Source organism: Streptomyces sp. NRRL F-5126 (genome assembly GCF_000721265.1).
Lineage (GTDB): Bacteria > Actinomycetota > Actinomycetes > Streptomycetales > Streptomycetaceae > Streptomyces.
The window spans coordinates 138,019-161,299 of sequence record NZ_JOFZ01000015.1; the positions used below are offsets into that span (position 1 = coordinate 138,019).

The window sequence follows — 23,281 nt, forward strand, 5'->3', positions numbered from 1 at the left end:
GGCATCAGGGCCGCCGCACCTCGAACTGGAAGCAGCCGTACTCCAACGCGCGCACGTGCACGAGCACGACGTCCGGGTCGGCGAACGCCTCGGCGAGCGCCGCGTCGAAGCCGGCGTCCGCGTCGCCGGGGACCTCGAAGAGCCGGCCGCCCGCGATGTGCCCGCGTGCGTCGTAGCGGCGCAGCGTGCGCAGGGCGCCGGGGCGCGCGAACGGGTAGCGCCGCACGGTGGCCGCCGGCCCCCCGCAGGCGCCGGCGTGGACGAAGACCGGACCCTGCTCGTCGTAGGCGCCGGGGCGCGCGCCGGTGCGGGCCGCCCACCGGCGCAGCGGTGCGTACGAGACGAGGGCGATGCGCTCGCCGGTCTCGCTGCGCCGCAGGCAGCAGCGCAGCGGGGCGCCGCCTTCCTCGTCGGTGAACGGTGTCATCGCGGCGCCCGCGTCGTCGCGGACGCGCAGCTCGCGCAAGGTCGCGGCGTCGATGGGCGAGGGCGTGTGGCGCGCTGCCGCGCGCGTGGTGGATGCCATGCCCACGATGCTGGACGTGCGCGGAGCCCGTCACCGGCGGATATACGACGGCGTGCTGTCGTACCCGCGTGGAAGGATGGCACTCGTACAGCGAGACTCAACGAGGAGATGACCCGGGTGCCTGGTACGAACCTGACACGCGACGAGGCCCGGCAGCGGGCTCGCCTGCTCAGCGTGGACAGCTACGAGATCGACCTCGATCTCGGCGGCGCACAGGAGGGTGGCACCTTCGCGTCCGTCACGACGGTGGTGTTCGACAGCGCGGAGGACGGCGCCGGCACCTTCATCGACCTGGTGGCGCCCGCCGTCCGCGAGGTCGTGCTGAACGGCGCCTCGCTGGACGCGGGCGAGGTGTTCGAGGACTCGCGGATCGCCCTGCGCGGCCTGCGCCAGGGGCGCAACGAGCTGCGCGTGGTCGCGGACTGCGCGTACACCAACACCGGCGAGGGCCTGCACCGGTTCGTCGACCCGGTCGACCAGCAGGCCTACCTGTACACGCAGTTCGAGGTGGCGGACTCGCGGCGGGTGTTCGCGGTGTTCGAGCAGCCCGACCTGAAGGCGACGTTCCGGTTCACGGTGCGCGCGCCCGAGGGCTGGACCGTGATCTCCAACTCGCCGACGCCCGAGGCGGACGCGGAGGGCGTGCACCGCTTCGAGGCGACGCCGCGCATCTCCTCGTACATCACGGCGCTGATCGCCGGCCCGTACCACGGCGTGCACAGCACGTACGAGAAGGACGGCCGCACGGTACCGCTCGCCATCTACTGCCGCCCCTCACTCGCCGAGTACCTCGACGCCGACGCGATCTTCGACGTGACGCGGCAGGGCTTCGACTGGTTCCAGGAGAAGTTCGACCACGCCTACCCGTTCGCGAAGTACGACCAGCTCTTCGTGCCGGAGTTCAACGCGGGCGCGATGGAGAACGCGGGCGCGGTGACGATCCGCGACCAGTACGTGTTCCGCTCGAAGGTGACGGACGCGGCGTACGAGCGGCGTGCGGAGACCATCCTGCACGAGCTCGCGCACATGTGGTTCGGCGACCTCGTCACCATGGAGTGGTGGAACGACCTGTGGCTGAACGAGTCGTTCGCCACGTTCACGTCGGTCGCCTGCCAGGCCGCCGCGCCGGGCAGCCGCTGGCCGCACTCGTGGACGACGTTCGCCAACTCGGAGAAGACCTGGGCCTACCGCCAGGACCAGCTGCCCTCCACGCACCCGATCATGGCGGAGATCCGCGACCTCGACGACGTGCTCGTCAACTTCGACGGCATCACGTACGCCAAGGGCGCCTCGGTGCTCAAGCAGCTCGTCGCGTACGTCGGCGAGGACGAGTTCTTCCGGGGCGTGCAGGCGTACTTCAAGGCGCACGCGTTCGGCAACACGCGCCTGGCCGACCTGCTGGGAGCGCTGGAGCGCACCTCGGGCCGCGACCTGAAGGCCTGGTCGAAGGCGTGGCTCGAGACGGCGGGCATCAACGTCCTGCGCCCTCAGATCGAGACGGACGCGTCCGGCGCGGTCACGTCGTTCGCCGTGCGGCAGGAGGCGCCGGCCCTCCCCGAGGGCGCGAAGGGCGAGCCGGTGCTGCGGCCGCACCGCATCGCGGTCGGCTTCTACGACTTCGACGGCGAGGGCGCGCTGGTGCGTACCGACCGCGTCGAGCTGGACGTGGACGGCGAGCGCACCGAGGTGCCCTTCCCGGCCGGCCGTGCGCGGCCCGCGGTGATCCTTCTCAACGACGACGACCTGTCGTACGCGAAGGTCCGGCTGGACGAGGAGTCGCTGCGGGTCGTCACGGAGCACCTCGCCGACTTCACCGAGTCGCTGCCGCGCGCGCTGTGCTGGGCGTCGGCGTGGGACATGACGCGTGACGGCGAGCTGGCCACCCGCGACTATCTGAAGCTGGTGCTCTCGGGGATCGGCAAGGAGAGCGACATCGGCGTGGTGCAGTCGCTGCACCGGCAGGCGAAGCTGGCGCTCGACCAGTACGCGGCGCCCTCGTGGCGCGAGGCGGGCCTGACGCAGTGGACGGAGGCGACGCTGGCGCACCTCAGGGCCGCGGAGCCGGGCAGCGACCACCAGCTCGCGTGGGCGCGCGCGTTCGCGGCGACGGCGCGCACGCCGCAGCAGCTGCAGCTGCTGCGCGCCCTGCTCGACGGCACGGAGGCGATTGAGGGCCTCGCGGTCGACACGGAGCTGCGCTGGGCGTTCGTGCAGCGCCTCGCGGCCACGGGCGACTTCGACGAGGACGAGATCGACACGGAGTACCAGCGCGACCGCACCGCGGCGGGCGAGCGCCACGCGGCGGCGGCCCGCTCGGCCAGGCCGACGCCGGACGCGAAGGCGGAGGCCTGGGAATCGGTCGTCGAGGGCGACAAGCTGCCGAACGCGGTACAGGAAGCGGTGATCGCCGGGTTCGTCCAGACGGATCAGCGCGAGCTGCTCGCGCCGTACACGGAGAAGTACTTCGCGGCGGTGGCCGACGTGTGGGACACCCGCTCCCACGAGATGGCGCAGCAGGTCGCGATCGGCCTGTACCCCGCGCTGCAAGTCTCCCAGGAGACGCTGGACGCGACGGACGCGTGGCTCGCCGAGGCCGGACCCAACGCGGCGCTGCGCCGCCTGATGACGGAGTCCAGGTCGGGCATCGCCCGCGCGCTGGGCGCGAGGCGCGCGGACGAGTCGGCGGCCCGCGCCTGACCGGACCGTGGGCCGGCCCCCTCCCCGGCGGGGGGGCCGGCCCACGGCCGCTCGGCCGTTCCGGCCGTCCATGTGTGCCTCAAGTCGGCACGTCCTGACCTCCGGCTCTCGTGGTGCCGTGCTGCTGCCTACAGAGAATGCAGGCCAATCTGACGGGCCGCCGTCGGCGGCGGCGATGTGCGGACGGGACGGGACGACACCGCGTTGACCTGCTGGGGCGTGGCCCGGGATGAGGCGTTCCCGGGACGCCCGCCGGGTCCTGCCCTGGCCGAAAACGCGGACGGCAACGTCCGGGTGCGGCCACGGGACCGTGCGCCGGGGTGTACCAACGCATTGGCAGAAGGCACGCGTACCGGGGGTGGACCGTGGCAGCTTGGAAGCGACTGCCGGACACGCTGGACCACAGGGATCAGCAGCTCGTCGTGCAGCTGAGGAGGCTCAAGGACCGCAGCGGGCTGAGCCTGGCCTCCCTCGCGGCGAAGACCGCGTACAGCCGCTCGTCGTGGGAGCGCTATCTCAATGGGAGGGCCGTGCCCCCGAGGCAGGCGGTCGAGGCACTGGCGCACGTCGCCGGCACCGACCCCGCCAGGCTGCTGGTGCTGCACGAGGTGGCCGCCCGCGCCAGGGAGGAGCGGGCTGCTCCGTCCCTTTCGCCCGGCGTGGGCGAAGGCGGCGAGCAGGAGGCAGTGAACGCGGTGGGCGCCGTGCGCCCGGCCGAGGTGCGGGGGTCCGTCGTCCTGGCCGCCGTCGTGGCCGCCGCGCTCGTGGGTCTGGGTGCCGGGATGCTGATCGTCTCGTCCTGGCCGCGCCACGAGGGAACGGGCGGCAGCGCGCGGACAGCCGTGAGCAGCCCCCATCCGGGCAGCACGGCTGCCGGCGGTCCGGGGCCGTACGTCTACAAGCTGGGCAAGACGTACCCCTGCGAGGTCACGAGGGCACACGGGAAGCAGGGGGGTCTGGAGGCGGGCTACAGCGCGACACGCACCGCCATCCTCGCGGGTCCCGGCTGGAACGTGGTGGAGGCCCAGTGCCTGCTCAGGTACCACAAGATGGATCCGGGCGCCGTCGACGGCGTGTACGGGCAGCAGACCATCGCGGCCGTGGCGCGGTTACAGGAGAAGGCAGGGCTGCCGGTCGACGGCGTGGCGGGCCCGGACACCTGGCGGGTGCTGCGCAGGTGACCGGGACGGCGGCAGAATGCGCTCTGCTGGCCGAACGCCTGCGGGAGCTGCGGGCCCGTACGGGCCTGAGCCTGGCGGCACTGGCCGAGCGCACCGCGTACAGCAAGTCCTCGTGGGACCGCTATCTGGGCGGGAAGAAGCCGGCGCCCCGGCAGGCCGTGCAGGCACTGTGCGCGCTGGCGGGAGAGGACTCCGGGCCGCTGATCGCCCTGTGGGAACTGGCGGACGCGCAGTGGAGCGGGCGTTCGAGTGCCGCTCCGGCGGCGGCTGCCCCACCGGCAGCCGGCACCGCGGAAGCCGCGGAGTTGCCGCGCCGGGCCGGGCACAGGCGCCCGCTGCTCATCGGCGCCGGGGCGGCCGCGCTGGCCGCGGTCGCGGCGCTGACAGCACTGTCCTTGAGCGGCGCGGACACCGGCCATCGGACCGTGGTGTCTCCGGCGCTGAGCCCCACTCCGGGATGCCGCGGAAGGACGTGCGAGGGGAAGGACCCCGGACCCATGTCGTGCGCACTGCCCGACCGCTCGGAGGTGCTGGGGCCGCGGCACCGCACCCGGACGGGCGCGTTCGTGCAACTGAGGTACAGCAAGGCGTGCGCCGCGGCCTGGGGCCGTTTCTGGCACGCGCGGATCGGGGACGCGATCGAGGTCTCCGCTCCCGGCGGCCCACCCCGGCGAGCCGAGGCCACGGGCGGCGGCGACACGAAGAGTTACCTCTTCACGCACATGGTCGACGCGAGCGACCTCACCGGCCTGCGGGTGTGCTTCGACCCGGTGGGCGCCGGGCCACGGGAGTGCTTCCGTCCCTGACCGGCAGCACGGCGCACGGGCCCCGGTACCGGGCGCGGACACGACGATGCACCGCCCGGTGGTCAGGGCGGTGCATCGGTGTCGCTGTGCGCCGGCGCGTCGGTGCGGTTCGCGCCCTTTGCGGGGTCAGACCCCGGCCTTGGCCCGCTTCTTCGGCTTGGTGACCGTGGTCAGCGCGTCGGCCTTCCTGCCGCGGTCGAGGACCGTGACGAGACCCGCGATGATCGCGAAGAGCGCCAGCGGGCACAGTACGAAGAGGCCGACGGTCTGGATCGCGCTCAGGCCCGGGCCCGGGTCGCTGCCCTGGGGCTTGGTCACGGCCAGCGCCGGGGACGACATCAGCAGGATCATCAGCGTCGTACCGGCCGCGACGGCGCCGGCGCGCAGAGCGTTCTTGTTGTCCACGGTGCAAACGTAGCGAACGCCTACGCGGGACGCGCGGGCGGGGGTGGTGTACGCGCCGGAAGGTGGGGTTCCACCACCTCCATCAGGCGGAGCAGGCGGGGCGAGGCGGCCAGTTCCTCCAGCGTCACGGGACGACCCGCCGCGTCAGCGAGCGGCAGCCGCCAGTTGGGGTACTCGTCCGACGTGCCCGGCAGGTTCTGCGGGCGCCTGTCGCCGACCGTGTCGGGCAGCCAGACGCCGACCATCGCCGCGGGGGTGGCCAGCAGGAAGCGGTGGACGGCCCCGATCTCGTCCTCCTCGTCGTCCGCGCCGTGCCCGAGCGCCCGGTCGGGCAGCAGGCCGAGTACAGCCAGGTCGCGCAGCCAGGCCGACACCTCCGCGCGGTCCTCGGCCTGTTCCTCGGCGAGCGGGCGGGAGAGCAGGCCGAGCCGGTGGCGCAGGGCGACGTGCTCGCCCGTCAGGCGGGCGGCGGTGGACGGCAGGTCGTGCGTGGTGGCCGTCGCGACGCAGCCTGGCCGCCACTCGGCGGGGTCGAGGGGCGGCTGCCCGTCCTTGTCCCAGTGGCGTTCGAACCAGAGGACGGACGTGCCGAGGATGCCGCGCCGCGCGAGCGCCTCGCGCACGCCGGGCTCGACGGTCCCGAGGTCCTCCCCCACCACCGGCGCGCCCGCGCGGTGCGCCTCCAGCACGAGGACGGCGAGCATCGCCTCGGCGTCGTAGCGCACATACGTTCCCCGGGTGGGGTCGCCGCCCTCGGCGTCACGCGGGATCCACCAGAGGCGGAAGAGCCCCATCACGTGGTCCATGCGCAGCGCGCCCGCGTGCCTCAGGAGGCCGCGCAGCAGGCCGCGGTAGGCCGCGTAGCCGGTGGCGGCGAGCGCGTCGGGACGCCAGGGCGGCAGGCCCCAGTCCTGCCCGAGCGAGTTGAACGCGTCGGGTGGCGCGCCGACGGAGATGGAGTCGGCGAACACCCCCTGCTGCGCCCAGGTGTCGGCGCCGTCCGGGTGCACCCCGACGGCCAGGTCGTGGACGATGCCGACGGCCATCCCCGCCTCGGCGGCGGCGTGGCTCGCGGCGCCGAGCTGCTGGTCGGTGAGGAACGCGGCGCGGCTGTGGAACTCGACGCGGTCGAGCAGCTCGCCCCGCGCGGCGGCGGTCTCGGCCGACCGCGGGTCGCGCAGGCCCTCGGGCCACGCGTGCCAGTCGGGGCCGTGGACCTCGGCGAGCGCGTACCAGGTCGCGTGGTCGTCGAGTGCCCTGCCCTGGGAGGCGAGGTAGTCGCAGTACTCGGCGCGCCTGCCGGGGCCGAGCGGGACGGCGAGGACGATCTCCAGGGCTTCGCGCTTGAGCGCCCAGACGGCGTCGCGGTCGATGTGCGCGTCCTCGTGGAGCACGGCCGCCCGCAGCGCCGCGGCGCGCTCGCCCAGCGCGTCGAGGCGCCCGCGGTCGGGGCCCGTCACGTACGCGTACTCGGGGACCGCCTCCACGCGCAGGTGCACGGGGTCGGGGAAGCGGCGCGACGAGGGACGGTAGGGGGACGGGTCGCTCGGCACGGTGGGCACGGCGGCGTGCACCGGGTTGATCTGCACGAATCCCGCGCCGAGCGTGCGTCCGGCCCAGGAGGCCGTCTCGGCGAGGTCCCCCAGGTCCCCCATGCCCCAGGATCGGGAGGACAGCAGCGAGTAGAGCTGGACGAGGAACCCGTGGCACCGGCCCGGCGGCTGCGGCGCGCGCGGCGGCGCGACGATCAGGGTGGCTTCTGCGGTGCGGCCGCCGGGGGCCTCGGCGCGCAGCCGGTGCACGCCGAGCGGGGGGCCGTCCTCCGCGGCGGCGAGGCCGAGGGTGCCCGCGTCGGCACGCAGTCGCGCCTGGCCGCCGTCCTCCAGGTCGACGCCGAGCACCGTGCCCGCCGGGAGCCGCGCCGACCAGGCGGGCGGCGGCTCGCCCGCCCACCACACCACGGTCGGGGGCAGCAGGCGGGCCGCGGCCTCGCGCTCCGCCGCGCCGGTCGCCGACGCGATCGCCGCCGGGGTCGAGGCGTCGACCCCGAGTGCGGCGAGCACCGCCACGACCGTGGCGTCGTCGACGTGGACCTCCGTCGCCGGCGAGGGCGCGTACGTCGTGGCGACACCGTGCAGCTCGGCGAGGCGGGCGAGGCCCATTCAGACTCCTGGGGACTCCGGGCCGACGGCCGTCAGGGGCGCGGTCGGTTCGCTGGTCAAGGGTGCCGTCTCCGCGAGCGGCGGCTCGCTCGTCAGCGGGGCGGCGTCGGCGAGGGGTGGCTCACTGGTGAGGGGAGCCGGCACAAAGGCCGGGGCGAACGTCGGCACTGTGTGCGCCTGTACCGGTACGGCCGGTGCACACAGTGCCCGTCGTTTGGAGTGTTCACGGATGGTAGCGGTCACGGCTCTGTCTCCCAGCATGAGGAATCCGGACCCAGTCAGCCCTACCCAGCGCGGACGTTCGCAGACCTGCCGGTGCGAGAACGTGACGCGGGGCATCCGGCGGCGTGCGCCGCCGGCCGGCGTACGGGTCCTGAGGGGTGGGCCGCCGGATGGACGTCCTGCCTACCACAACGCCGGCGCACGCGTGCGGTCACGCACTGCCGCGCATGCCCGCGCCGGCGCGGGCCGGATACCGCTCTCCCTGGACACGGGGCCACGCGCGGCGCTCCCGGCCGGGAACGGAATCCGCCAGGGACTGAAGGACGGGACGGGAAGGCCCGGCGCGGCCGGGTACGCGAGGGCGCCGTGGTCCGTCGGGTGGGCGAGTGGCCGTCCAGTGGCGGCTTACGGCTGCGCACCGCCCCGCCGGGCCGGCGGGGACCGCGGCTTACGACGATGACCCGGTGTCAGGCTGAAACGCCGTCGATCCGGGCCATCGCGTCCTCCGCGCCGTACGGCTGCAAATAGGGCAGCCAGCGCGGATCCCTGTGCCCTGTCCCGATGATCCGCCACGCGAGACCGGACGGCGGGGCGGGTTGCTGGTGCAGCCGCCAGCCCAGCTCGCGCAGGTGGCGGTCGGCCTTGACGTGGTTGCAGCGGCGGCAGGCGGCCACCACGTTCTCCCACGCGTGCTGCCCGCCCCGGCTGCGTGGAACGACGTGGTCGACGCTGGTCGCGACGCCACCGCAGTACATGCAGCGTCCGCCGTCCCTGGCGAACAGGGCACGGCGGGTCAGCGGTACGGGCCCCCGGTAGGGGACCCGCACGAAGCGCTTGAGCCGGATCACGCTGGGCGCGGACACGACCCGTGTGGCGCTGTGCAGGAAGGCGCCGGAGTCCTCGAGGGAGATCGCCTTGTTCTCCAGGACGAGGACGAGCGCGCGGCGGAGCGGTACGACGCCGAGCGGCTCGTACGACGCGTTCAGGACCAGGACATGCGGCACGGATGCCTCCTATTACGCCGGCGACGCGTGGCTCGCGCCGGGACGATCTGCTCTCAGTCTCTCCTCATGCCTGGTCGAAACGCCACCACGGCCGGGTAACGGGCTCCTGGTGTTTTCGGCCACAGCCCCGGCCGCGGCGCCGCGTGAGCCCCGTCTCTCGCACCCCCGAACGGCGCCTCGCCCCCTTCCGCCGGCCGTAGTGTGGTGGACCCGCCCGGCGCATCCTGGAGGTCCCCGCCGTGTCCTGGTCCGCCCTGCAGGCCGCCTCGCCCTCACCCGCACCGCACCCGACGCCCCTCACCGTCGGCGACGCCACGGACCGGGCGAGCGACGCGGCGAGCTGGGTGGGGCAGAACTGGTCCACATGGCTGTCGATCGGGCTGCGCATCATCGTGATCATCGTGATCGCGCTGGTGCTGCGGCACCTGATACGCAAGGCGCTGACCCGGCTGATCGCCCACATGAACCGCGGTGTGCAGGCGGTGGAGGGCACGGCGCTCGGCGGGCTGCTGGTCAACGCGGAACGGCGCAGGCAGCGGTCGGAGGCGATCGGCTCCGTGCTGCGGTCCGTGACCTCGTTCCTGGTGCTCGGGACGGCCGCGCTCATGGTGCTCGGCGCGCTGAAGATCAACCTCGCGCCGCTGCTCGCGTCGGCGGGGGTGGCCGGCGTCGCGCTCGGCTTCGGGGCGCGCAACCTCGTGATGGACTTCCTCTCCGGCGTCTTCATGATCCTGGAGGACCAGTACGGCGTGGGCGACTCGATCGACGCGGGCGTCGCGTCGGGCGAGGTGATCGAGGTCGGCCTGCGCGTCACGAAGCTGCGCGGCGACAACGGCGCGATCTGGTACGTGCGCAACGGCGAGATCAAGCGGATCGGCAACCTCAGCCAGGGCTGGGCCACGGCGGCGCTCGACGTGACCGTGCGGCCGTCGGAGGACCTGGGCGAGGTGAAGGCGGCCATCGCGCGCGCGGCGGAGGGGATGGCCGAGGAGGACCCGTGGAACGAACGGCTGTGGGGGCCCGTCGAGGTGCTGGGCCTCGACTCGGTGCGGCTCGACTCGATGACGCTGCGGCTGTCCGCCAAGACCATGCCGGGTCAGTCGGCCGGCGTGGAGCGCGAGCTGCGCTGGCGGGTCAAGCGGGCGCTCGACGAGGCGGGCGTCCAGATCGTGGGCGGCACGCTGCCGCTGTTGGCCGAGGACTTCGCGCCCGACACGTCGGCCGGGGGCGCCGCCCCGTACGCGCTGTCCGCCCCCGCCTCCCGGCGGTCCGTCCAGGCGTCCCCGCCGCCGTCGCAGCCGGATCGGCACAAGTAGCCCCTGCGGGCGCGTAACGGTTCGGCCGCCCGGCGGGAAAAGGACGCTTTCGGGTATTGACGGCTCCCTTGCGCGGGTCATACCTTCCTCGCAGCCGGTTAGGAAACCTTCCTAACAATGATGTCGAGGAAACGGGACCGGGCGTGAGCACGACACCACCTTCACCTGGCACACCCAGGGTGCTGCGGGCGATGAACGACCGCGCCGCGCTCGACCTGCTCGTCGCCCACGGCCCGCTGACCAGGACCCGGATCGGTGAGCTGACCGGTCTTTCCAAGCCCACCGCGTCCCAGCTGCTGGCCCGCCTGGAGGCCGCGGGACTGGTGCGGACCACCGGCAGGGTCAGCGGCCGGCCGGGACCGAACGCGGCGCTCTACGAGATCCACCCGCAGGCCGCGCACGTCGCCGCCCTGGCCGTCGGGCACACGGGCATCAGCGCCCAGGTCGCCGACATCACCGGCGCCGTCGTCGGCTCCTGCCGGGTCGAGGCGGACGCGGTGGACGAGGACGTGCGCGGCAGGACGGCGCAACTCGTCGCGGAGGCGGTGGACGGCGCGCTCGCCGAGGCCGGGCTCGGCCACGACGACCTGCACTGCGCGGTCATCGGCACGCCGGGAGCCATCGACCGGGCCACCGGCGAACTGCGCTACGCCCCGCACCTGCCCGGCTGGCACTCGCGCACCCTGCTCGCGGACCTCGCCGAGGTGCTCGGCGCGCCGGTCGTCATCGAGAACGACGTGAACCTCGCGGCGATCGCCGAGCAGTACGAGGGCGCGGCGCAGGACTACGACGACTACGTGCTGACCTGGCTCGACCGGGGCGTCGGCGCCGCGATCGTGCTGGGCGGCACCCTGCTGCGCGGTGCCACGGGCGGCGCGGGCGAGATCGGGTACATGCCGCTGCCGGGCGCGCCGCTGGCCCGGGGCGGCTCCGCCGCGTGGGCGGGCGACGACGCGGGCGGCGGCTTCCAGAGCCAGGTGTCGGCGACGGCCGTACGGGCCCTCGCGGGCGGCGCGCCGCTCGGCGAGGCGCTGGCGGACGAGGGCGTACTCGGCGCGGTCGCCGAGCGGCTCGCGACCGGGATCGCGGCGGTCGTCGCGGTCGTGGACCCCGAACTCGTCGTGCTGTCGGGGTCGGTGGCCCAGGCGGGCGGCGAGGCGCTGCGCGCCAGGGTACACGCGGAACTGTCCGGCCTCGCGCTGCCGAGACCCCTGCTGCGGATCAGCGACATCGACGGCGACCCGATCCTGACGGGGGCGCTGCGCACGGCGCTCACGCAGGCACGGGACGCGGTCTTCGACACCACACGCTTCGACACGGCCAAGTAGCCGAACAGGCCGAAGAACACGCCACACCACACCGCACTGCGCTGCGCGCCGGCACGGCCGCACGCACGTGCCTCCCATCCCTGTCCTCCTCCTCGTAAAGGAAGTCCGCCATGGCAGGTCGGCGTATACGCTCCTGCGTGCCCGTGGCCCTGGGCGCCGCCACGGCACTGCTGCTCGCCGGATGCGCGAATCCGAGCACCGGCAGCGCCAACGACGACCCGACGAAGCCGGTCACGCTGAAGTTCTGGCACGGCTGGTCGGATCCCAACGAGGTCAAGGCGATCAACGCGAGCATCGCCCGCTTCGAGAAGCTGCACCCGAACATCAAGGTGCGCTCCACCGGCAACGTCACCGACGCGACCATCAACCAGGCCTTGCGCGCGGGCGGCGGCGACACCCCCGACGTGGTGACGTCGTTCACGACGAACAACGTCGGCCAGTACTGCTCGTCCGGCATGTGGGTGGACCTGGACCCCTTCATGAAGAAGGACGGGATCGACAAGCACACCGTCTTCCCGAAGACGCTGCTCGACTACACGCAGTACAAGGGCGACCAGTGCGCCCTGCCGCTGCTCGCCGACGCGTACGGGCTCTACTACAACAAGGACGACTTCAAGGCCGCCGGGATCGCCTCGCCGCCCAGGACGATGTCCGAGTTCAAGGCCGACGCCGTCAAGCTGACGCGACACGGCAAGGACGGCTCGATCACCCGCGCGGGCTTCATGCCGAACTTCCGCCTGTACCAGAACAGTCCCGACCGCATGCTGGCGCAGTGGGGCCCGAAGTACTTCGACGAGAACGGCAAGGCGCGGCTCGCCGACGACCCCAAGGTCACCGCGTTCTTCAAGGAGATGAACGCCATCTCGTCGGCCGAGGGCGGCCACGGCAAGCTGGAGAAGCTGCGGTCGGGCTTCGGCGACGAGTACTCGGACGGCAACGCGTTCTTGCAGGGCAAGCTCGCGATGCACATGGACGGCGAGTGGCGCGGCCTCATGCTCAAGGACGCCGGGGCGAAGTTCCACTGGGGCGTGGCCCCGCTGCCCGTCCCCGACGACCAGGCCGACACGTACGGGCGTGGCTACCTGACCGGCACGGTCACCGGCATCGCGCACAGCAGCAAGCACCAGAACGCGGCCTGGGAGCTCGTCAAGTACCTGACCACCAACACCGATCAGGTCGTGGACTTCGCCAACGACATCCACAACGTGCCGTCGACGAAGGCGGCGCTCGCGTCACCGAAGCTGACGCCCGACCCGAACTTCCGCGCCTTCATCAAGATCGCCCAGAACAAGTACAGCTCGGCGATCCCGCCGTCCGAGAACGGCGGCATGTACATCACGTCCTTCCAGGACTTCGCCTACTCCGAGGAGGAGGGCGGCGAGAAGAACCTCCACGCGGGCCTCAAGAAGCTCGACAAGCAGATAGACGCCGACAACCTCCAGTCGGAGAGCTGAGGAGCAGGGCATGGCACTGTCGATCTCGTCCTCGGCCGGCGCGTCCGCGCGTACCGGCCAGGACACCCGTCCTGACATGTCGCTCAAGCGCAAGCGGGTCAGGCACCGGTGGAAGGTACTCGGGTTCCTCTCCCCCTGGCTCATCGGGTTCTCCGTGTTCTTCGGATACCCGCTGATCGCGACCGTCTACTTCTCCTTCATGCACTACAACCAGATCAAGTCCCCGACGTTCGTGGGGCTGAAGAACTGGAAGTACGTGCTGGAGCAGATGCCGCTGTTCGGCCCCGCGCTGTGGAACACGATCTGGCTCGTCGTCGTGATGGTGGCGCTGCGTGTCGTGTTCGGCCTCGGCATCGGCCTGCTCGTCACGAAGATCAAGACCGGTGTCGGATTCTTCCGCACGGCGTTCTACCTGCCCTACCTGGCGCCGCCGGTGGCCGCGACCGTCGCGTTCGTCTTCCTGCTGAACCCGTCGACCGGCCCCGTCGACCAGGTGCTCGGCTGGGTCGGCATCCACGGCCCGACCTGGTTCAACGACCCGCACTGGGCGAAACCCTCGCTGGTGCTGCTGAGCCTGTGGGGCATCGGCGACCTGATGGTGATCTTCATGGCTTCGCTGCTCGACGTGCCGAAGGAGCAGTACGAGGCGGCCGACCTGGACGGCGCGGGAGCCTGGACCAAGTTCCGCTTCGTCACCTGGCCGTCGATCACCCCGATCGTGCTGTTCGCGGTGGTGACCGGGGTCGTGCAGACCATGCAGTACTACACGCAGGCGCTCGTGGCGGGGAAGATCGCCTCCGGCGTCTCGATCGGCCCGGGTTCCGTGGTGCAGCCCGGCTATCCCGACCACTCGACCCTGACCGTGCCCCAGCTCGTCTACCAGCTGGGCTTCCAGAACTTCAACACCGGTGCGGCGTGCGTGCTCTCGCTCGTGCTGTTCGTCATCGCGATGGCCGTGACCCTGCTGCTGATGCGCAAGGGCGCGGGCCTGATCCCGGCGGAGGACTGACAGATGGCCACTTCCACCCTGAATCCGCCACGCTCCGTCCGGGCGCCGGCCTCCGGCGGGCGCGACGCGGGAGCGCACCGCAGGAGGAGGTTCCTCCACTGGGTCGCGGTGCACGCGCTGGCGATCGCCGCCGCGCTGTTCTTCGTCCTGCCGTTCGTGTTCGTCTTCCTCACCTCGGTGATGAGCGACCAGCAGGCCCTCACCAGCGACCTGTGGCCGAGGTCGTGGCACTGGTCGAACTACTCGACCGTCTTCCACACCCCCGGGTTCCTCACCTGGTGGAAGAACTCCCTGATGTACGCGGTGCTCGGCACGGTGTTCACGGTCGTCTCGTCGACGCCCGTCGCCTACGCGCTCGCCAAGTTCCGCTTCAAGGGCCGCCGTACGGCGATGATCCTCGTCATCTCCACGATGATGCTGCCGCCGCAGGTCATCGTGATCCCCATGTACCTGGTGTGGGCGCAGCAGTTCCACCTGTCCGGCTCGCTGTGGCCGCTGATCATCCCCATGGCGTTCGGCGACGCGTACTCGATCTTCCTGCTGCGGCAGTTCCTGCTGACCATCCCGAACGAGTACATCGAGTCGGCGAAGGTCGACGGCTGCGGCGAGCTGCGCACGCTGCTGCGGGTGGTCGTGCCGATGGCGAAGCCGGGCATCGCGGCCGTCGCGCTGTTCCAGTTCTTCTACTGCTGGAACGACTACTTCGGACCGCAGATCTACGCCTCGCAGAACCCCGCCGCCTGGACACTGAGCTACGGGCTGGAATCCTTCAAGAGCGCGCACAGCGTCAACTGGAACATCACGATGGCGGCGACCCTGCTCGTCATGGCACCCGTCATCCTGGTGTTCTTCTTCGCACAGAAGGCCTTCGTGGAAGGCGTCACCCTCACCGGAGTAAAGGGCTAAGGAACCATGAAGCTCGCAGTGGTAGGCGGAGGATCCACCTACACACCTGAACTCATCGACGGATTCGCGCGGCTGAGGGACACCCTGCCGATCGAGGAGCTGGTGCTCGTCGACCCGTCGGCCGAACGCCTCGATCTGGTGGGCGGCCTCGCCCGGCGCATCTTCGCCAAGCAGGGCCACCCCGGACGCATCGTCACCACAGCCGACCTGGACGCGGGCGTGGACGGAGCCGACGCGGTGCTGCTCCAGCTGCGCGTCGGCGGCCAGGCCGCGAGGAACCAGGACGAGACGTGGCCGCTGGAGTGCGGCTGCGTCGGCCAGGAGACGACGGGCGCCGGCGGGCTCGCGAAGGCGCTGCGCACCGTGCCCGTGGTGCTGGACATCGCCGAGCGGGTGCGGCGCGCCAACCCGGACGCCTGGATCATCGACTTCACCAACCCGGTGGGCATCGTGACGCGGGCGCTGCTCACTGCCGGGCACAAGGCCGTCGGGCTGTGCAACGTCGCCATCGGCTTCCAGCGCAAGTTCGCCGAGCGCCTGGGCGTCTCGCCGTCCGACGTCCACCTGGACCACGTCGGCCTCAACCACCTCACGTGGGAGCGCGGGGTGCGCGTCGGCGGCCCCGAGGGCGAGGACGTGCTGCCGAAGCTGCTCGCCGAGCACGGCGCGGCGATCGCCGAGGACCTGCACATGCCGCGCGCCGTCGTCGAACGGCTCGGCGTCGTCCCCTCGTACTACCTGCGGTACTACTACGCGCACGACGAGGTGGTGCGGGAGCTGCGGACGAAGCCGTCCCGTGCCTCCGAGGTGGCGGCGATGGAGAAGCAGCTGCTGGAGATGTACGGCGACCCCGAGCTGGACGAGAAGCCCGCGCTGCTCGCCAAGCGAGGGGGCGCGTACTACTCGGAGGCGGCCGTGGACCTCGCCGCCTCACTGCTGCGGGGGCAGGGGAGCCCCGTGCAGGTCGTCAACACGTTCAACAGGGGGACGCTGCCGTTCCTGCCGGACGACGCGGTGATCGAGGTGCAGGCGAAGGTCACCACCGCGGGCGCCGAGCCGCTCGCCGTCGCGCCGGTCGAGCCGCTGTACGCGGGGCTGATCGCGCACGCCACCGCGTACGAGAACCTGGCGCTCGACGCGGCGCTGCGCGGCGGCCGCGACCGCGTGTACGACGCGCTGCTCGCGAACCCGCTGGTCGGCCAGTTCGAGTACGCCGAGAAGCTGACCGACGAGCTGATCGCCCACAACCGGGAGTACCTGGCGTGGGCATGAGCGACACTCCCCCGTCGGCCGTGCTCGCGGTCGACGCGGGGAACAGCAAGACCGACGTGGCCGTGATCGGCGCCGACGGCTCGGTGCTCGGCGCGGCACGCGGAGGCGGCTTCCAGCCGCCGATCGTCGGCGTCCAGGCGGCCATCGACACCCTCGCGGTGGCGGTGGCCGCCGCCGCCGCGGACGCGGGGCTGCCCGCGTCGGGCGTGGCCTCGCACGTGTCGGCGTGCCTCGCCAACGCCGACCTGCCCGTCGAGGAGCGGCAGTTGGCACAGGCGGTGCAGGAACGGGGCTGGGGCACCACCACCGACGTGCGCAACGACACGTTCGCGATACTGCGTGCGGGCCTGCCGAGCGGCGACGCGCCGCGCGGGGTGGCCGTCGTGTGCGGTGCGGGCATCAACTGCGTGGGCATGCTGCCCGACGGCCGCACCGCGCGGTTCCCCGCCATCGGCCAGATCTCCGGCGACTGGGGCGGCGGCAGCCACCTCGCGACGGAGGCGCTGTGGCACGCGGCACGCGCCGAGGACGGCAGGGGCGGCCGCACGGAGCTGGTACGGGCGCTGCCCGCCCACTTCGGCCTGAGCACCATGTACGAGCTGATCGAGGCGCTGCACCTCGGCCGGGTGGAGCCGCGGCGCCGCCACGAGCTGACGCCCGTGCTCTTCGAGGTCGCGGCGGCCGGAGACGCGGTCGCCACCTCGGTCGTGGAGCGGCTCGCCGAGGAGGTCGTCGTGATGGCCGCGGTGGCACTCGGCAAGCTCGGCCTGCTGGACGAGCCCGCCCCGGTGCTGCTCGGCGGCGGCGTGCTCGCGGCACGCCATCCGCAGCTCGACGCCATGATCACCGAGCGTCTTGCCGTGCGGGCCCCGAAGGCCGTCGCGGACGTCGTGACGGCCCCGCCCGTGCTGGGCTCCGGGCTGCTCGGCCTCGACCACCTGGGCGCACCGCCCGAGGCGCACGTGCGCCTCGCGGCGCAGTACGCGGACGCCGCCGGCCGCCCGCGCCCGGACGCTGCGGGCTCGTAAGGTCACTTCCGCCCGCGCGGGGGCGTCGGCCAGGGCGGGCCCGCGCACGGGCCGGTACAGGCGAGCGCAGGCCGACTCAGGCGGTGCCAGGTCGCGTACATGGACCCGCATCCCACCTCCTGGCACCGCCGGACGGCCCGCTGATGCGCCGTGCGGCAGTGCGGGCGCCCCCGGCCGTCTCCCGGTCGGGGCCCGGCCCTGTCGGCTGGGCCGCGCGAGCCGGGAGGCGCGGCCACCCGCGCTCAGCCGGGGGTGTTGATCATCGACTCGGCGGCGAACGTGAAGTAGTTCCAGAGCTGCTGCGCGTGCTCGGGCGCCAGGCCGAGATCGTCCACGGCCACCCGCATGCACGCCAGCCACGCGTCCCGCGCCGCGCTGTCGACCGCGAACGGCGCGTGGCGCATCCGCAGCCTCGGGTGCCCCCGCTGCTCGCTGTAGGTGTGCGGGCCGCCCCAGTACTGCATCAGGAACAGCCGGAAGCGCTCCTCGGCCGGGCCGAGGTCCTCCTCCGGGTACATCGGCCGCAGCAGCGGGTCCTCGGCGACGCCCTCGTAGAAGCGGTGCACCAGGCGGCGGAACGTCTCCTCGCCGCCGACCTGCTCGTAGAACGTCTGCTCGCTCAGCGTGCCGCGCGGGATCTCTGTCACCCGTCCATGGTCTCAGACGCCTGGGCCCAGGCCCCTGGGCCTAGGACCTCTCCCCCGCTCTCCAGCCAGGTTCGCCCCGGGACCGCTCGGGCGGGACAGTGGGGGTGTGGCCGCAGAGGACGAGGACGCACGTGCCGCCGAGGCGCGGGCCGAGATGGTGCGGGGCATGGCCGCGATCGGCGTGCCCGCCGATCCCGCCTGGCGCGCGGCGTTCGCGGAGGTGCCGCGCCATCTCTTCGTGCCCTACTACTACGCGGACGGCGGCGGCGGGCGGCTGCTGTGGTCGGGCGATACCGACCCCGAGGCGCGCGGGCGCTGGCTGCGCGGCGCGTACGCCGACACCGCGCTCGCCACCCGGATGCGGGACGGGCGGCTCGTCTCGTCCAGCAGCCAGCCGTCGCTGATGGCGGGGATGCTCGACGAACTGGACGTGCGCGACGGCGACCGCGTCCTCGAGATTGGCGCGGGCACCGGCTACAACGCGGCGCTGCTCGCCCACCGCCTCGGCGACGGCCTGGTGACGACCGTCGACCTCGACCCGGAGATCACCGAGTCGGCCCGCGCCCACCTCGCGGCGTCCGGCCACCGGCCCACCGTCGTCACCGGTGACGGCGCGCGCGGCTGCCGGGAACGGGCGCCGTTCGACCGGATCATCGCCACGTGCGCGCTGTCCTCGGTGCCGCACGCCTGGGTCGACCAGTGCGCGAGCGGCGCCCGTATCCTGACGCCGCTCGCGACCGGGCTGCTGTCCCTGCGCGTGGCGGACGGCGTGCACGGCCGCGTCGCGCAGGGGCGGTTCCTGCACACCGCGGCGTACTTCGTCGCGCTGCGCGGGGCGGTGGCGGCCGGCGGCGACCCGGAGGACGGGATCGGCGGGGTGCCCAGGCACGCGCTGCGCAACGACCTGTTCCAGTTCCTGCTGGTGCTGAGCGCCGGCGCGCTCGAACCCGAGCAGGCGTACGCGCTGTGGCGCCGGGAGCACCGCCCGGGCAGGGAGCGCTACGGCGTGACGGTCATGCCGGACGCCCAGTGGGCCTGGCTCGACGACCCGGGCGGCCCGCACACCTGGCCGCTGCCGTGCGCCTGACGCCGGGGCGGGCTCGCGGGCTCAGTCCCGCTCAGTCCCGTACGACCCTGAGCGTCGTCCAGGCGCCCACGTGCACCCGGTCGCCGTCGTCCAGGGGGACCGGCACGAAGGGCTGGATCGGCTCCTCGCCGCCGTTGACCGTCGTGCCGTTGGTCGAGTTCTGGTCGACCACCGCCCAGCCGCCGTCCGGCTGCTGCACGAGGATCGCGTGCTGGTGCGACACCCCGGGGTCCTCGGGCGGCAGCGACAGGTCGATGTCGGGCGCCTCGCCCGTGGAGTGCCTGTGGCGGCCGATGGAGACCTGGTTGCCGGTGAGCGGCATCTGCTGCTCCGGGGAGTACGCGGGCAGGTTGAGCCCCGCGGCCTCCGGCCCGCTGCGCTGCATCATCGCCTGGAAATAGATGGGGTCGGGGCCGATCACGACGCTCCACCGTGCGGTGCCGGGGAACCGCGGCTGCTGCTGGTGCTCGGCTTCGGACGGCGGCGGGAGCGTCCAGTCTCCCCCGACCTCCGGCCGGGGGGACCCCCAGTCGGCGGCGGGGCCGGGGCCCTGGTGGGCCGGCGCGGACGCCTGCTCGAACGGCGGCGCGGCAGGCGTCCCCTGCGCCCAGCCGTCGGCGGTGGGCGACGGGGGCGGCGACACCCGCTCGAAGGGCGGCGGGGGCGGCGAGACGCGCTCGAACGGCGGCGGGGGCGGCGGCGCGCCCCACCCGTCGTCAACCGCGCCCGAAGGCCCGGGCGCCTGCTCGGACATCAGCGGCTCGGCGGGCCGGTTGATCTGCGAGGGGCGCGTGCCCGTGGGCTCGTACGGCTCGGCGGGGCCCGGCACCTGCGGCGGTGCGGGCGGCTGGTTCTGGAAGCCGGGCGGCAGGTTCACCGCGCCGCGCGGGCCCGGGCCCTGCGGGGTGCGCTGCGGCGGCGCCAGCGGCGTGTACGAGGTGGCGGTGTTCGTCAGGAAGTTCCACCGGCACTCCTCGCAGTAGGGCGCGTTGGCCTCCCGCGGAGTGCGGCACTGCGGGCAGAGCTCGGGCTGCCGCGCCGGTTCCTGGCCCTGCGGGTGGTAGCCGTAGCCGGGGCCGGGCTGCGCGGGGGGAGGTGGCACGGCGGGACCGCCCATGCGGTGGCCGCAGACCTCGCACCAGTCGTCGGAGCCCGACTGGTGTCCGTTGGGGCAGGTCGGCATGGCTTCGTTCCCCCTCTCCTCGTCCGGCCTCACGGCCGTCGTGCTCGGTGCTGCTCAGTGGTGCTACTCGGTGGTGCTGCTCAGTGGTGCTGCTTCTTGACGCGGACGGTCTTGGTGGAGCGGGTCTCGAGGGTCATCTCGTCCGCTTCCGCGACCTTCGCCTTGAGTCGCACAGTACCTGCCACCGCGTCGACCACGTCCACCACCTTCGAAAGGAGTTTCGCAGTATCCGCGTTCCCCGACGACTCCGCCAGCTGCACCGCCCGCCCCAACTTGGCCGTGGCGATGTCCATTTCACCCGCTTTACGCGCATCCATCCCCTGCTGGATGGCGCGGGCCAGCTCGGCCTGCCCCGTGTAGTGCGCGACCTGCGGATCGATCGCGGCCGACGCCGCCGTGTCGTCCGTCCACACGGCCCTGACCAGGCCCTGCGCAAGCACTTCCGCCGTGCCGCCGTCCGCCGCGGGCAGCACGGGCAGGACCCGGGCGGCCAGCATCTCCCGGCCGACCGCCGTCGCGGGCACCTCTACACAGATGTGGTAATCGCGAGATTCGTCACCCCACGACCCGGTCGGGTAGTCGCCGGCGCGCGGGCCGGCGTCCGTACGCCGCCCGGTCAGGTCCTCGACGGCCGGTGCCACCTGTTTGACGAAGCGGATGGCGGCGCCCGTCGGCGTCCACACCCGCAGCGACACTCCGGCGATCTCCTTGCCCATCGCGGTGTCCATCATGGCGGTGAAGTCCGCGGCGAGGTTCTCGGGCTCCGCCACGATGTCCGCCGTGCCGAGGAGCGCGGAGGCGACGGCGGTGACCTCCCCGACCGCCCAGTCCGTGCCCACGCCGCGCGCGTCGCAGGTGAAGTGGCCCGCGCACGCGCCGAGCGCGGCACGCAGGTCCTCGGGCGACTCGTGCTCGTTGCGCCCGTCGGTCAGCAGGACGGCGTGCCTGATCGGCTCGGTGGCCGTGGCGAGCAGCCTGCCTGCCAGCCGCAGCCAGGTGGACACGGCGGTTCCGCCGCCCGCGCTCAGCGCCCGCAGCGCCCGCTTGGCCTCCGAGCGTGTCCGCTCGTCCGCCACGGCGAGCGCGCCGCCGCCCGGGTACACCTCCCGGGCCACGTGCGTCCCGGCGACCACGGCGAACGAGACCCCGTCGCGCAGGGTGTCGACGGCGGCGGCCGTCGCCTCGCGCGCGCCGCGCATCTTCGCCGGCGGCTGGTCCATGGAGCCCGAGCAGTCCACCATGACGACCACGGCAGCCCCCGGCCCGGCGCCGCCCGATCCGCCCGATCCGCCCGAGACACCCGTGCCGCCGCCCGTCGACGTCACCGTCACGATCGCGTTGACCTCGCGGGCGCCCTCGGCCAGGTACTCGTTCTGGTACACGTCGACGCAGAAGTGCGGCACGTTCGACTTGGAGAAGTTCGCCATGGGTCGGCTCCTCGACACGGAGGGTCAGGGCGCGGTGTACGCGGATCCTGCCCCCGCCGACGGCGGGGCGAACGGGACGACCGCCACTGTTACGTTGTCGTGGCCCCCGCCGTCCAGCGCGTGCCCGACCAGGACCTGCGCCGCGTGCAGCGGTCTTCCCGCCGCGTCGGCGGGCACCGCGCGTGCCATCTCCCGCACGCTCTCCGCGTAGTTCCACAGGCCGTCGGTGCAGACGATGACGACACCGGGCTGCTCGGGCTCGAACGAGGCGGTGTGCGGCTCCAGTTCGTACGAGTCCGCGCCGAGCCAGCCGGTGATCGCGTGGGCACGCTCGTCCGCGTACGCCTGCGCCTCGTTCATCAGCCCCGCGGCGACCATCTGCGCGGCCCACGAGTCGTCCTCCGTCAGCCGCGCGCCGGGCGTGGCACGGTCGTCGGGCACCCAGTAGGCGCGGCTGTCGCCGACCCAGCCGATGACGAGGAGTCCGCCGGTGGCGACGGCCCCGACGAACGTGCAGGCGGGCGCGTTGCGCCGACGCTGGGAATCGTGCTCCTGCGCGCCGTGTCCTTCGGCCGCCAGCGCGTTGACGGCGTGGGCGGCCGTGACGATCGCGTCGTGCATGGCCTGCTGGGGGTGCGTGCCGCGCGGCAGCGCCGCGAGGAGCGACTGGTTCGCGGCGGCCGACGCGGCGGCCGACGCCTCGTCGGGCCGCGCCGCCGACGACACCCCGTCGCACACCACGGCGACGGTCGCGGGTGCGCCGTCCGCGACCGTCGCCGTCGACAGGGCGAAGGCGTCCTCGTTGCGGTGGTGGCGCAGGCCCCGGTCGCTGACGGCGGCGGCCGTGCCCGACTCCTGCTCCATGTGGTCGCGTTCGCGCGGCTGGGCGTGGCCGCAGCGCTCGCAGTAGCCGTCGGTGTCGACCCGGCCGGCCCGACACGCCACGCAGACGGCACCCGGCACGGGTTGCACCCCGGCGGACGCGGGTCCGGGTGCGGCAGGCGCGGGTTGCGCCCCGGCGGGCGCGGGTCCGGGCCCCGCAGACACGGGTGACGCCCCGGCGGACGCGGGTGCCGAGGGCGGCGGTCCGGCAGGCCCTGCCTGCGCGGGTTGCGCCTCGGCGGGCGCGGGTCCGGGCCCCGCAGACACGGGTGATGCCCCGGCGGACGCGGGTCCAGATCCGGCAGGCGCGGGTTGCGCCCCGGCAGACCCGGGTGCCGGCGGCGGTCCGGCAGGCCCTGCCTGCGCGGATGACGCCCCGGCGGACGCGGGTCCAGATCCCGCAGGCGCGGCTTGCGCCCCGGCAGACGCGGGCCCGGATCCGGCAGGCGCGGGTTGCGCCCCGACGGGCGCGGGGCCGGATGCGGCAGGCGCGGGCGACGCCCCGGCGGGCGGTGCCTGCGCGGGCGGCGCTTCGGTGGGGGTGGGCTGCCGGGGGTCGGACGGGGCCGGCTCTGCCGGGTGCTGCGCCGCGTGCTCGGGCCCGGCCGGCCGGCCGCCGTGGCCGGCGGGGGCCGCGCCCCCGGGCGCGCCCGCGTACGGCCCGGCCTGCGGCGGCTCCAGCGTGAAGTCGCCCTCCTGCGCGGGGATGCGGTCACCCGGCGCGTCCCCGCCCGGCAGC

General features: G+C 73.4%; 20 protein-coding genes. 11 read left to right on the top strand and 9 right to left on the bottom strand.

Annotated elements, in window-relative coordinates; genetic code table 11:
* Positions 1-4: 4 nt before the first annotated feature.
* Complete coding sequence (locus tag IH48_RS0130110) at positions 5-526, bottom strand: DUF1203 domain-containing protein (RefSeq protein ID WP_030911670.1); 522 nt, start codon at positions 524-526, stop codon at positions 5-7.
* A 117-nt stretch (positions 527-643) separates the two neighbouring features.
* Here IH48_RS0130110 and pepN point away from each other — a divergent pair, with 117 nt between their 5' ends.
* The 3 genes from pepN (at position 644) to IH48_RS0130125 (ending at position 5,210) form a co-directional block, all read left to right on the top strand.
* Positions 644-3,223, top strand: coding sequence for an aminopeptidase N (gene pepN, locus IH48_RS0130115; RefSeq protein ID WP_030911673.1), 2,580 nt, complete (start codon positions 644-646; stop codon positions 3,221-3,223).
* A gap of 365 nt (positions 3,224-3,588) precedes the next feature.
* The gene (locus IH48_RS0130120; RefSeq protein ID WP_030911677.1) at positions 3,589-4,404 is read left to right on the top strand and encodes a helix-turn-helix domain-containing protein; all 816 of its coding nucleotides are present in this window, start codon (positions 3,589-3,591) and stop codon (positions 4,402-4,404) included.
* The gene (locus IH48_RS0130125) at positions 4,401-5,210 is read left to right on the top strand and encodes a helix-turn-helix domain-containing protein (protein ID WP_037843713.1); all 810 of its coding nucleotides are present in this window, start codon (positions 4,401-4,403) and stop codon (positions 5,208-5,210) included. Before IH48_RS0130120 ends, IH48_RS0130125 begins: the two co-directional genes overlap by 4 nt.
* A 126-nt stretch (positions 5,211-5,336) precedes the next feature.
* Here the strand turns inward: IH48_RS0130125 and IH48_RS0130130 are convergent, their stop codons facing one another.
* From IH48_RS0130130 to IH48_RS0130140, 4 genes are all read right to left on the bottom strand, one after another.
* Complete coding sequence (locus tag IH48_RS0130130) at positions 5,337-5,615, bottom strand: hypothetical protein (RefSeq protein WP_030911681.1); 279 nt, start codon at positions 5,613-5,615, stop codon at positions 5,337-5,339.
* Positions 5,616-5,635: 20 nt separating this feature from the next.
* On the bottom strand, positions 5,636-7,777 hold the full coding sequence (malQ, locus tag IH48_RS0130135) for a 4-alpha-glucanotransferase (RefSeq protein ID WP_030911683.1): 2,142 nt from the start codon (positions 7,775-7,777) through the stop codon (positions 5,636-5,638).
* Positions 7,778-7,981 carry a hypothetical protein gene (locus IH48_RS35395; RefSeq protein WP_078850151.1) on the bottom strand — a complete coding sequence of 68 codons (204 nt, stop codon included), beginning with the start codon at positions 7,979-7,981 and terminating at the stop codon, positions 7,778-7,780. It lies immediately after the preceding gene.
* Between the two features lie 485 nt (positions 7,982-8,466).
* Complete coding sequence (locus IH48_RS0130140; protein WP_030911684.1) at positions 8,467-9,003, bottom strand: HNH endonuclease; 537 nt, start codon at positions 9,001-9,003, stop codon at positions 8,467-8,469.
* Positions 9,004-9,242: 239 nt separating this feature from the next.
* Here IH48_RS0130140 and IH48_RS0130145 point away from each other — a divergent pair, with 239 nt between their 5' ends.
* From IH48_RS0130145 to IH48_RS0130175, 7 genes are all read left to right on the top strand, one after another.
* Positions 9,243-10,319 (top strand): mechanosensitive ion channel family protein, encoded by a 1,077-nt coding sequence (locus tag IH48_RS0130145; protein WP_030911686.1) that lies wholly within the window; start codon positions 9,243-9,245, stop codon positions 10,317-10,319.
* Between the two features lie 191 nt (positions 10,320-10,510).
* Entirely contained in the window at positions 10,511-11,647 is a 1,137-nt protein-coding gene (locus tag IH48_RS0130150) for an ROK family transcriptional regulator (RefSeq protein WP_078850139.1), read from the top strand.
* Between the two features lie 110 nt (positions 11,648-11,757).
* A complete protein-coding gene (locus tag IH48_RS0130155; RefSeq protein ID WP_030911690.1) occupies positions 11,758-13,101 on the top strand; it encodes an ABC transporter substrate-binding protein in 1,344 nt (447 codons plus the stop codon).
* 76 nt (positions 13,102-13,177) lie between these two features.
* Positions 13,178-14,110: a carbohydrate ABC transporter permease gene (locus IH48_RS0130160; protein ID WP_030911692.1), complete on the top strand. Its 933-nt coding sequence runs from the start codon at positions 13,178-13,180 to the stop codon at positions 14,108-14,110.
* Between the two features lie 3 nt (positions 14,111-14,113).
* A complete protein-coding gene (locus IH48_RS0130165; RefSeq protein ID WP_030911695.1) occupies positions 14,114-15,016 on the top strand; it encodes a carbohydrate ABC transporter permease in 903 nt (300 codons plus the stop codon).
* 6 nt (positions 15,017-15,022) lie between these two features.
* Positions 15,023-16,288, top strand: coding sequence for a 6-phospho-beta-glucosidase (locus IH48_RS0130170; protein WP_030911698.1), 1,266 nt, complete (start codon positions 15,023-15,025; stop codon positions 16,286-16,288).
* Positions 16,285-17,316, top strand: a complete 1,032-nt coding sequence (locus IH48_RS0130175; protein WP_107059410.1) for an N-acetylglucosamine kinase — start codon at positions 16,285-16,287, stop codon at positions 17,314-17,316. Before IH48_RS0130170 ends, IH48_RS0130175 begins: the two co-directional genes overlap by 4 nt.
* Positions 17,317-17,558: 242 nt before the next feature.
* Here IH48_RS0130175 and IH48_RS0130180 read toward each other — a convergent pair whose 3' ends face one another.
* On the bottom strand, positions 17,559-17,963 hold the full coding sequence (locus tag IH48_RS0130180) for a globin (protein ID WP_030911704.1): 405 nt from the start codon (positions 17,961-17,963) through the stop codon (positions 17,559-17,561).
* Between the two features lie 154 nt (positions 17,964-18,117).
* Here IH48_RS0130180 and IH48_RS0130185 point away from each other — a divergent pair, with 154 nt between their 5' ends.
* Positions 18,118-19,050: a methyltransferase domain-containing protein gene (locus tag IH48_RS0130185; protein ID WP_051840900.1), complete on the top strand. Its 933-nt coding sequence runs from the start codon at positions 18,118-18,120 to the stop codon at positions 19,048-19,050.
* Between the two features lie 31 nt (positions 19,051-19,081).
* On the opposite strand, the gene IH48_RS0130190 is transcribed toward IH48_RS0130185, so the two are convergent.
* From IH48_RS0130190 to IH48_RS35400, 3 genes are all read right to left on the bottom strand, one after another.
* Entirely contained in the window at positions 19,082-20,233 is a 1,152-nt protein-coding gene (locus IH48_RS0130190; protein WP_030911710.1) for an FHA domain-containing protein, read from the bottom strand.
* Positions 20,234-20,313: 80 nt separating this feature from the next.
* Entirely contained in the window at positions 20,314-21,660 is a 1,347-nt protein-coding gene (locus IH48_RS0130195) for a VWA domain-containing protein (protein ID WP_030911712.1), read from the bottom strand.
* A gap of 24 nt (positions 21,661-21,684) precedes the next feature.
* A complete protein-coding gene (locus tag IH48_RS35400) occupies positions 21,685-23,250 on the bottom strand; it encodes a PP2C family protein-serine/threonine phosphatase (RefSeq protein WP_420705556.1) in 1,566 nt (521 codons plus the stop codon).
* Positions 23,251-23,281: the final 31 nt, after the last annotated feature.

Coding starts and splice junctions, on each gene's coding strand:
- IH48_RS0130110 (WP_030911670.1), bottom strand. CDS start 526: ATGGCATCCACCACGCGCGCGGCAGCGCGCCACACGCCCTCGCCCATC.
- malQ (WP_030911683.1), bottom strand. CDS start 7,777: ATGGGCCTCGCCCGCCTCGCCGAGCTGCACGGTGTCGCCACGACGTAC.
- IH48_RS0130150 (WP_078850139.1), top strand. CDS start 10,511: ATGAACGACCGCGCCGCGCTCGACCTGCTCGTCGCCCACGGCCCGCTG.
- IH48_RS0130155 (WP_030911690.1), top strand. CDS start 11,758: ATGGCAGGTCGGCGTATACGCTCCTGCGTGCCCGTGGCCCTGGGCGCC.
- IH48_RS0130160 (WP_030911692.1), top strand. CDS start 13,178: ATGTCGCTCAAGCGCAAGCGGGTCAGGCACCGGTGGAAGGTACTCGGG.
- IH48_RS0130165 (WP_030911695.1), top strand. CDS start 14,114: ATGGCCACTTCCACCCTGAATCCGCCACGCTCCGTCCGGGCGCCGGCC.
- IH48_RS0130170 (WP_030911698.1), top strand. CDS start 15,023: ATGAAGCTCGCAGTGGTAGGCGGAGGATCCACCTACACACCTGAACTC.
- IH48_RS0130175 (WP_107059410.1), top strand. CDS start 16,285: ATGAGCGACACTCCCCCGTCGGCCGTGCTCGCGGTCGACGCGGGGAAC.
- IH48_RS0130185 (WP_051840900.1), top strand. CDS start 18,118: ATGGTGCGGGGCATGGCCGCGATCGGCGTGCCCGCCGATCCCGCCTGG.
- IH48_RS0130190 (WP_030911710.1), bottom strand. CDS start 20,233: ATGCCGACCTGCCCCAACGGACACCAGTCGGGCTCCGACGACTGGTGC.
- IH48_RS0130195 (WP_030911712.1), bottom strand. CDS start 21,660: ATGGCGAACTTCTCCAAGTCGAACGTGCCGCACTTCTGCGTCGACGTG.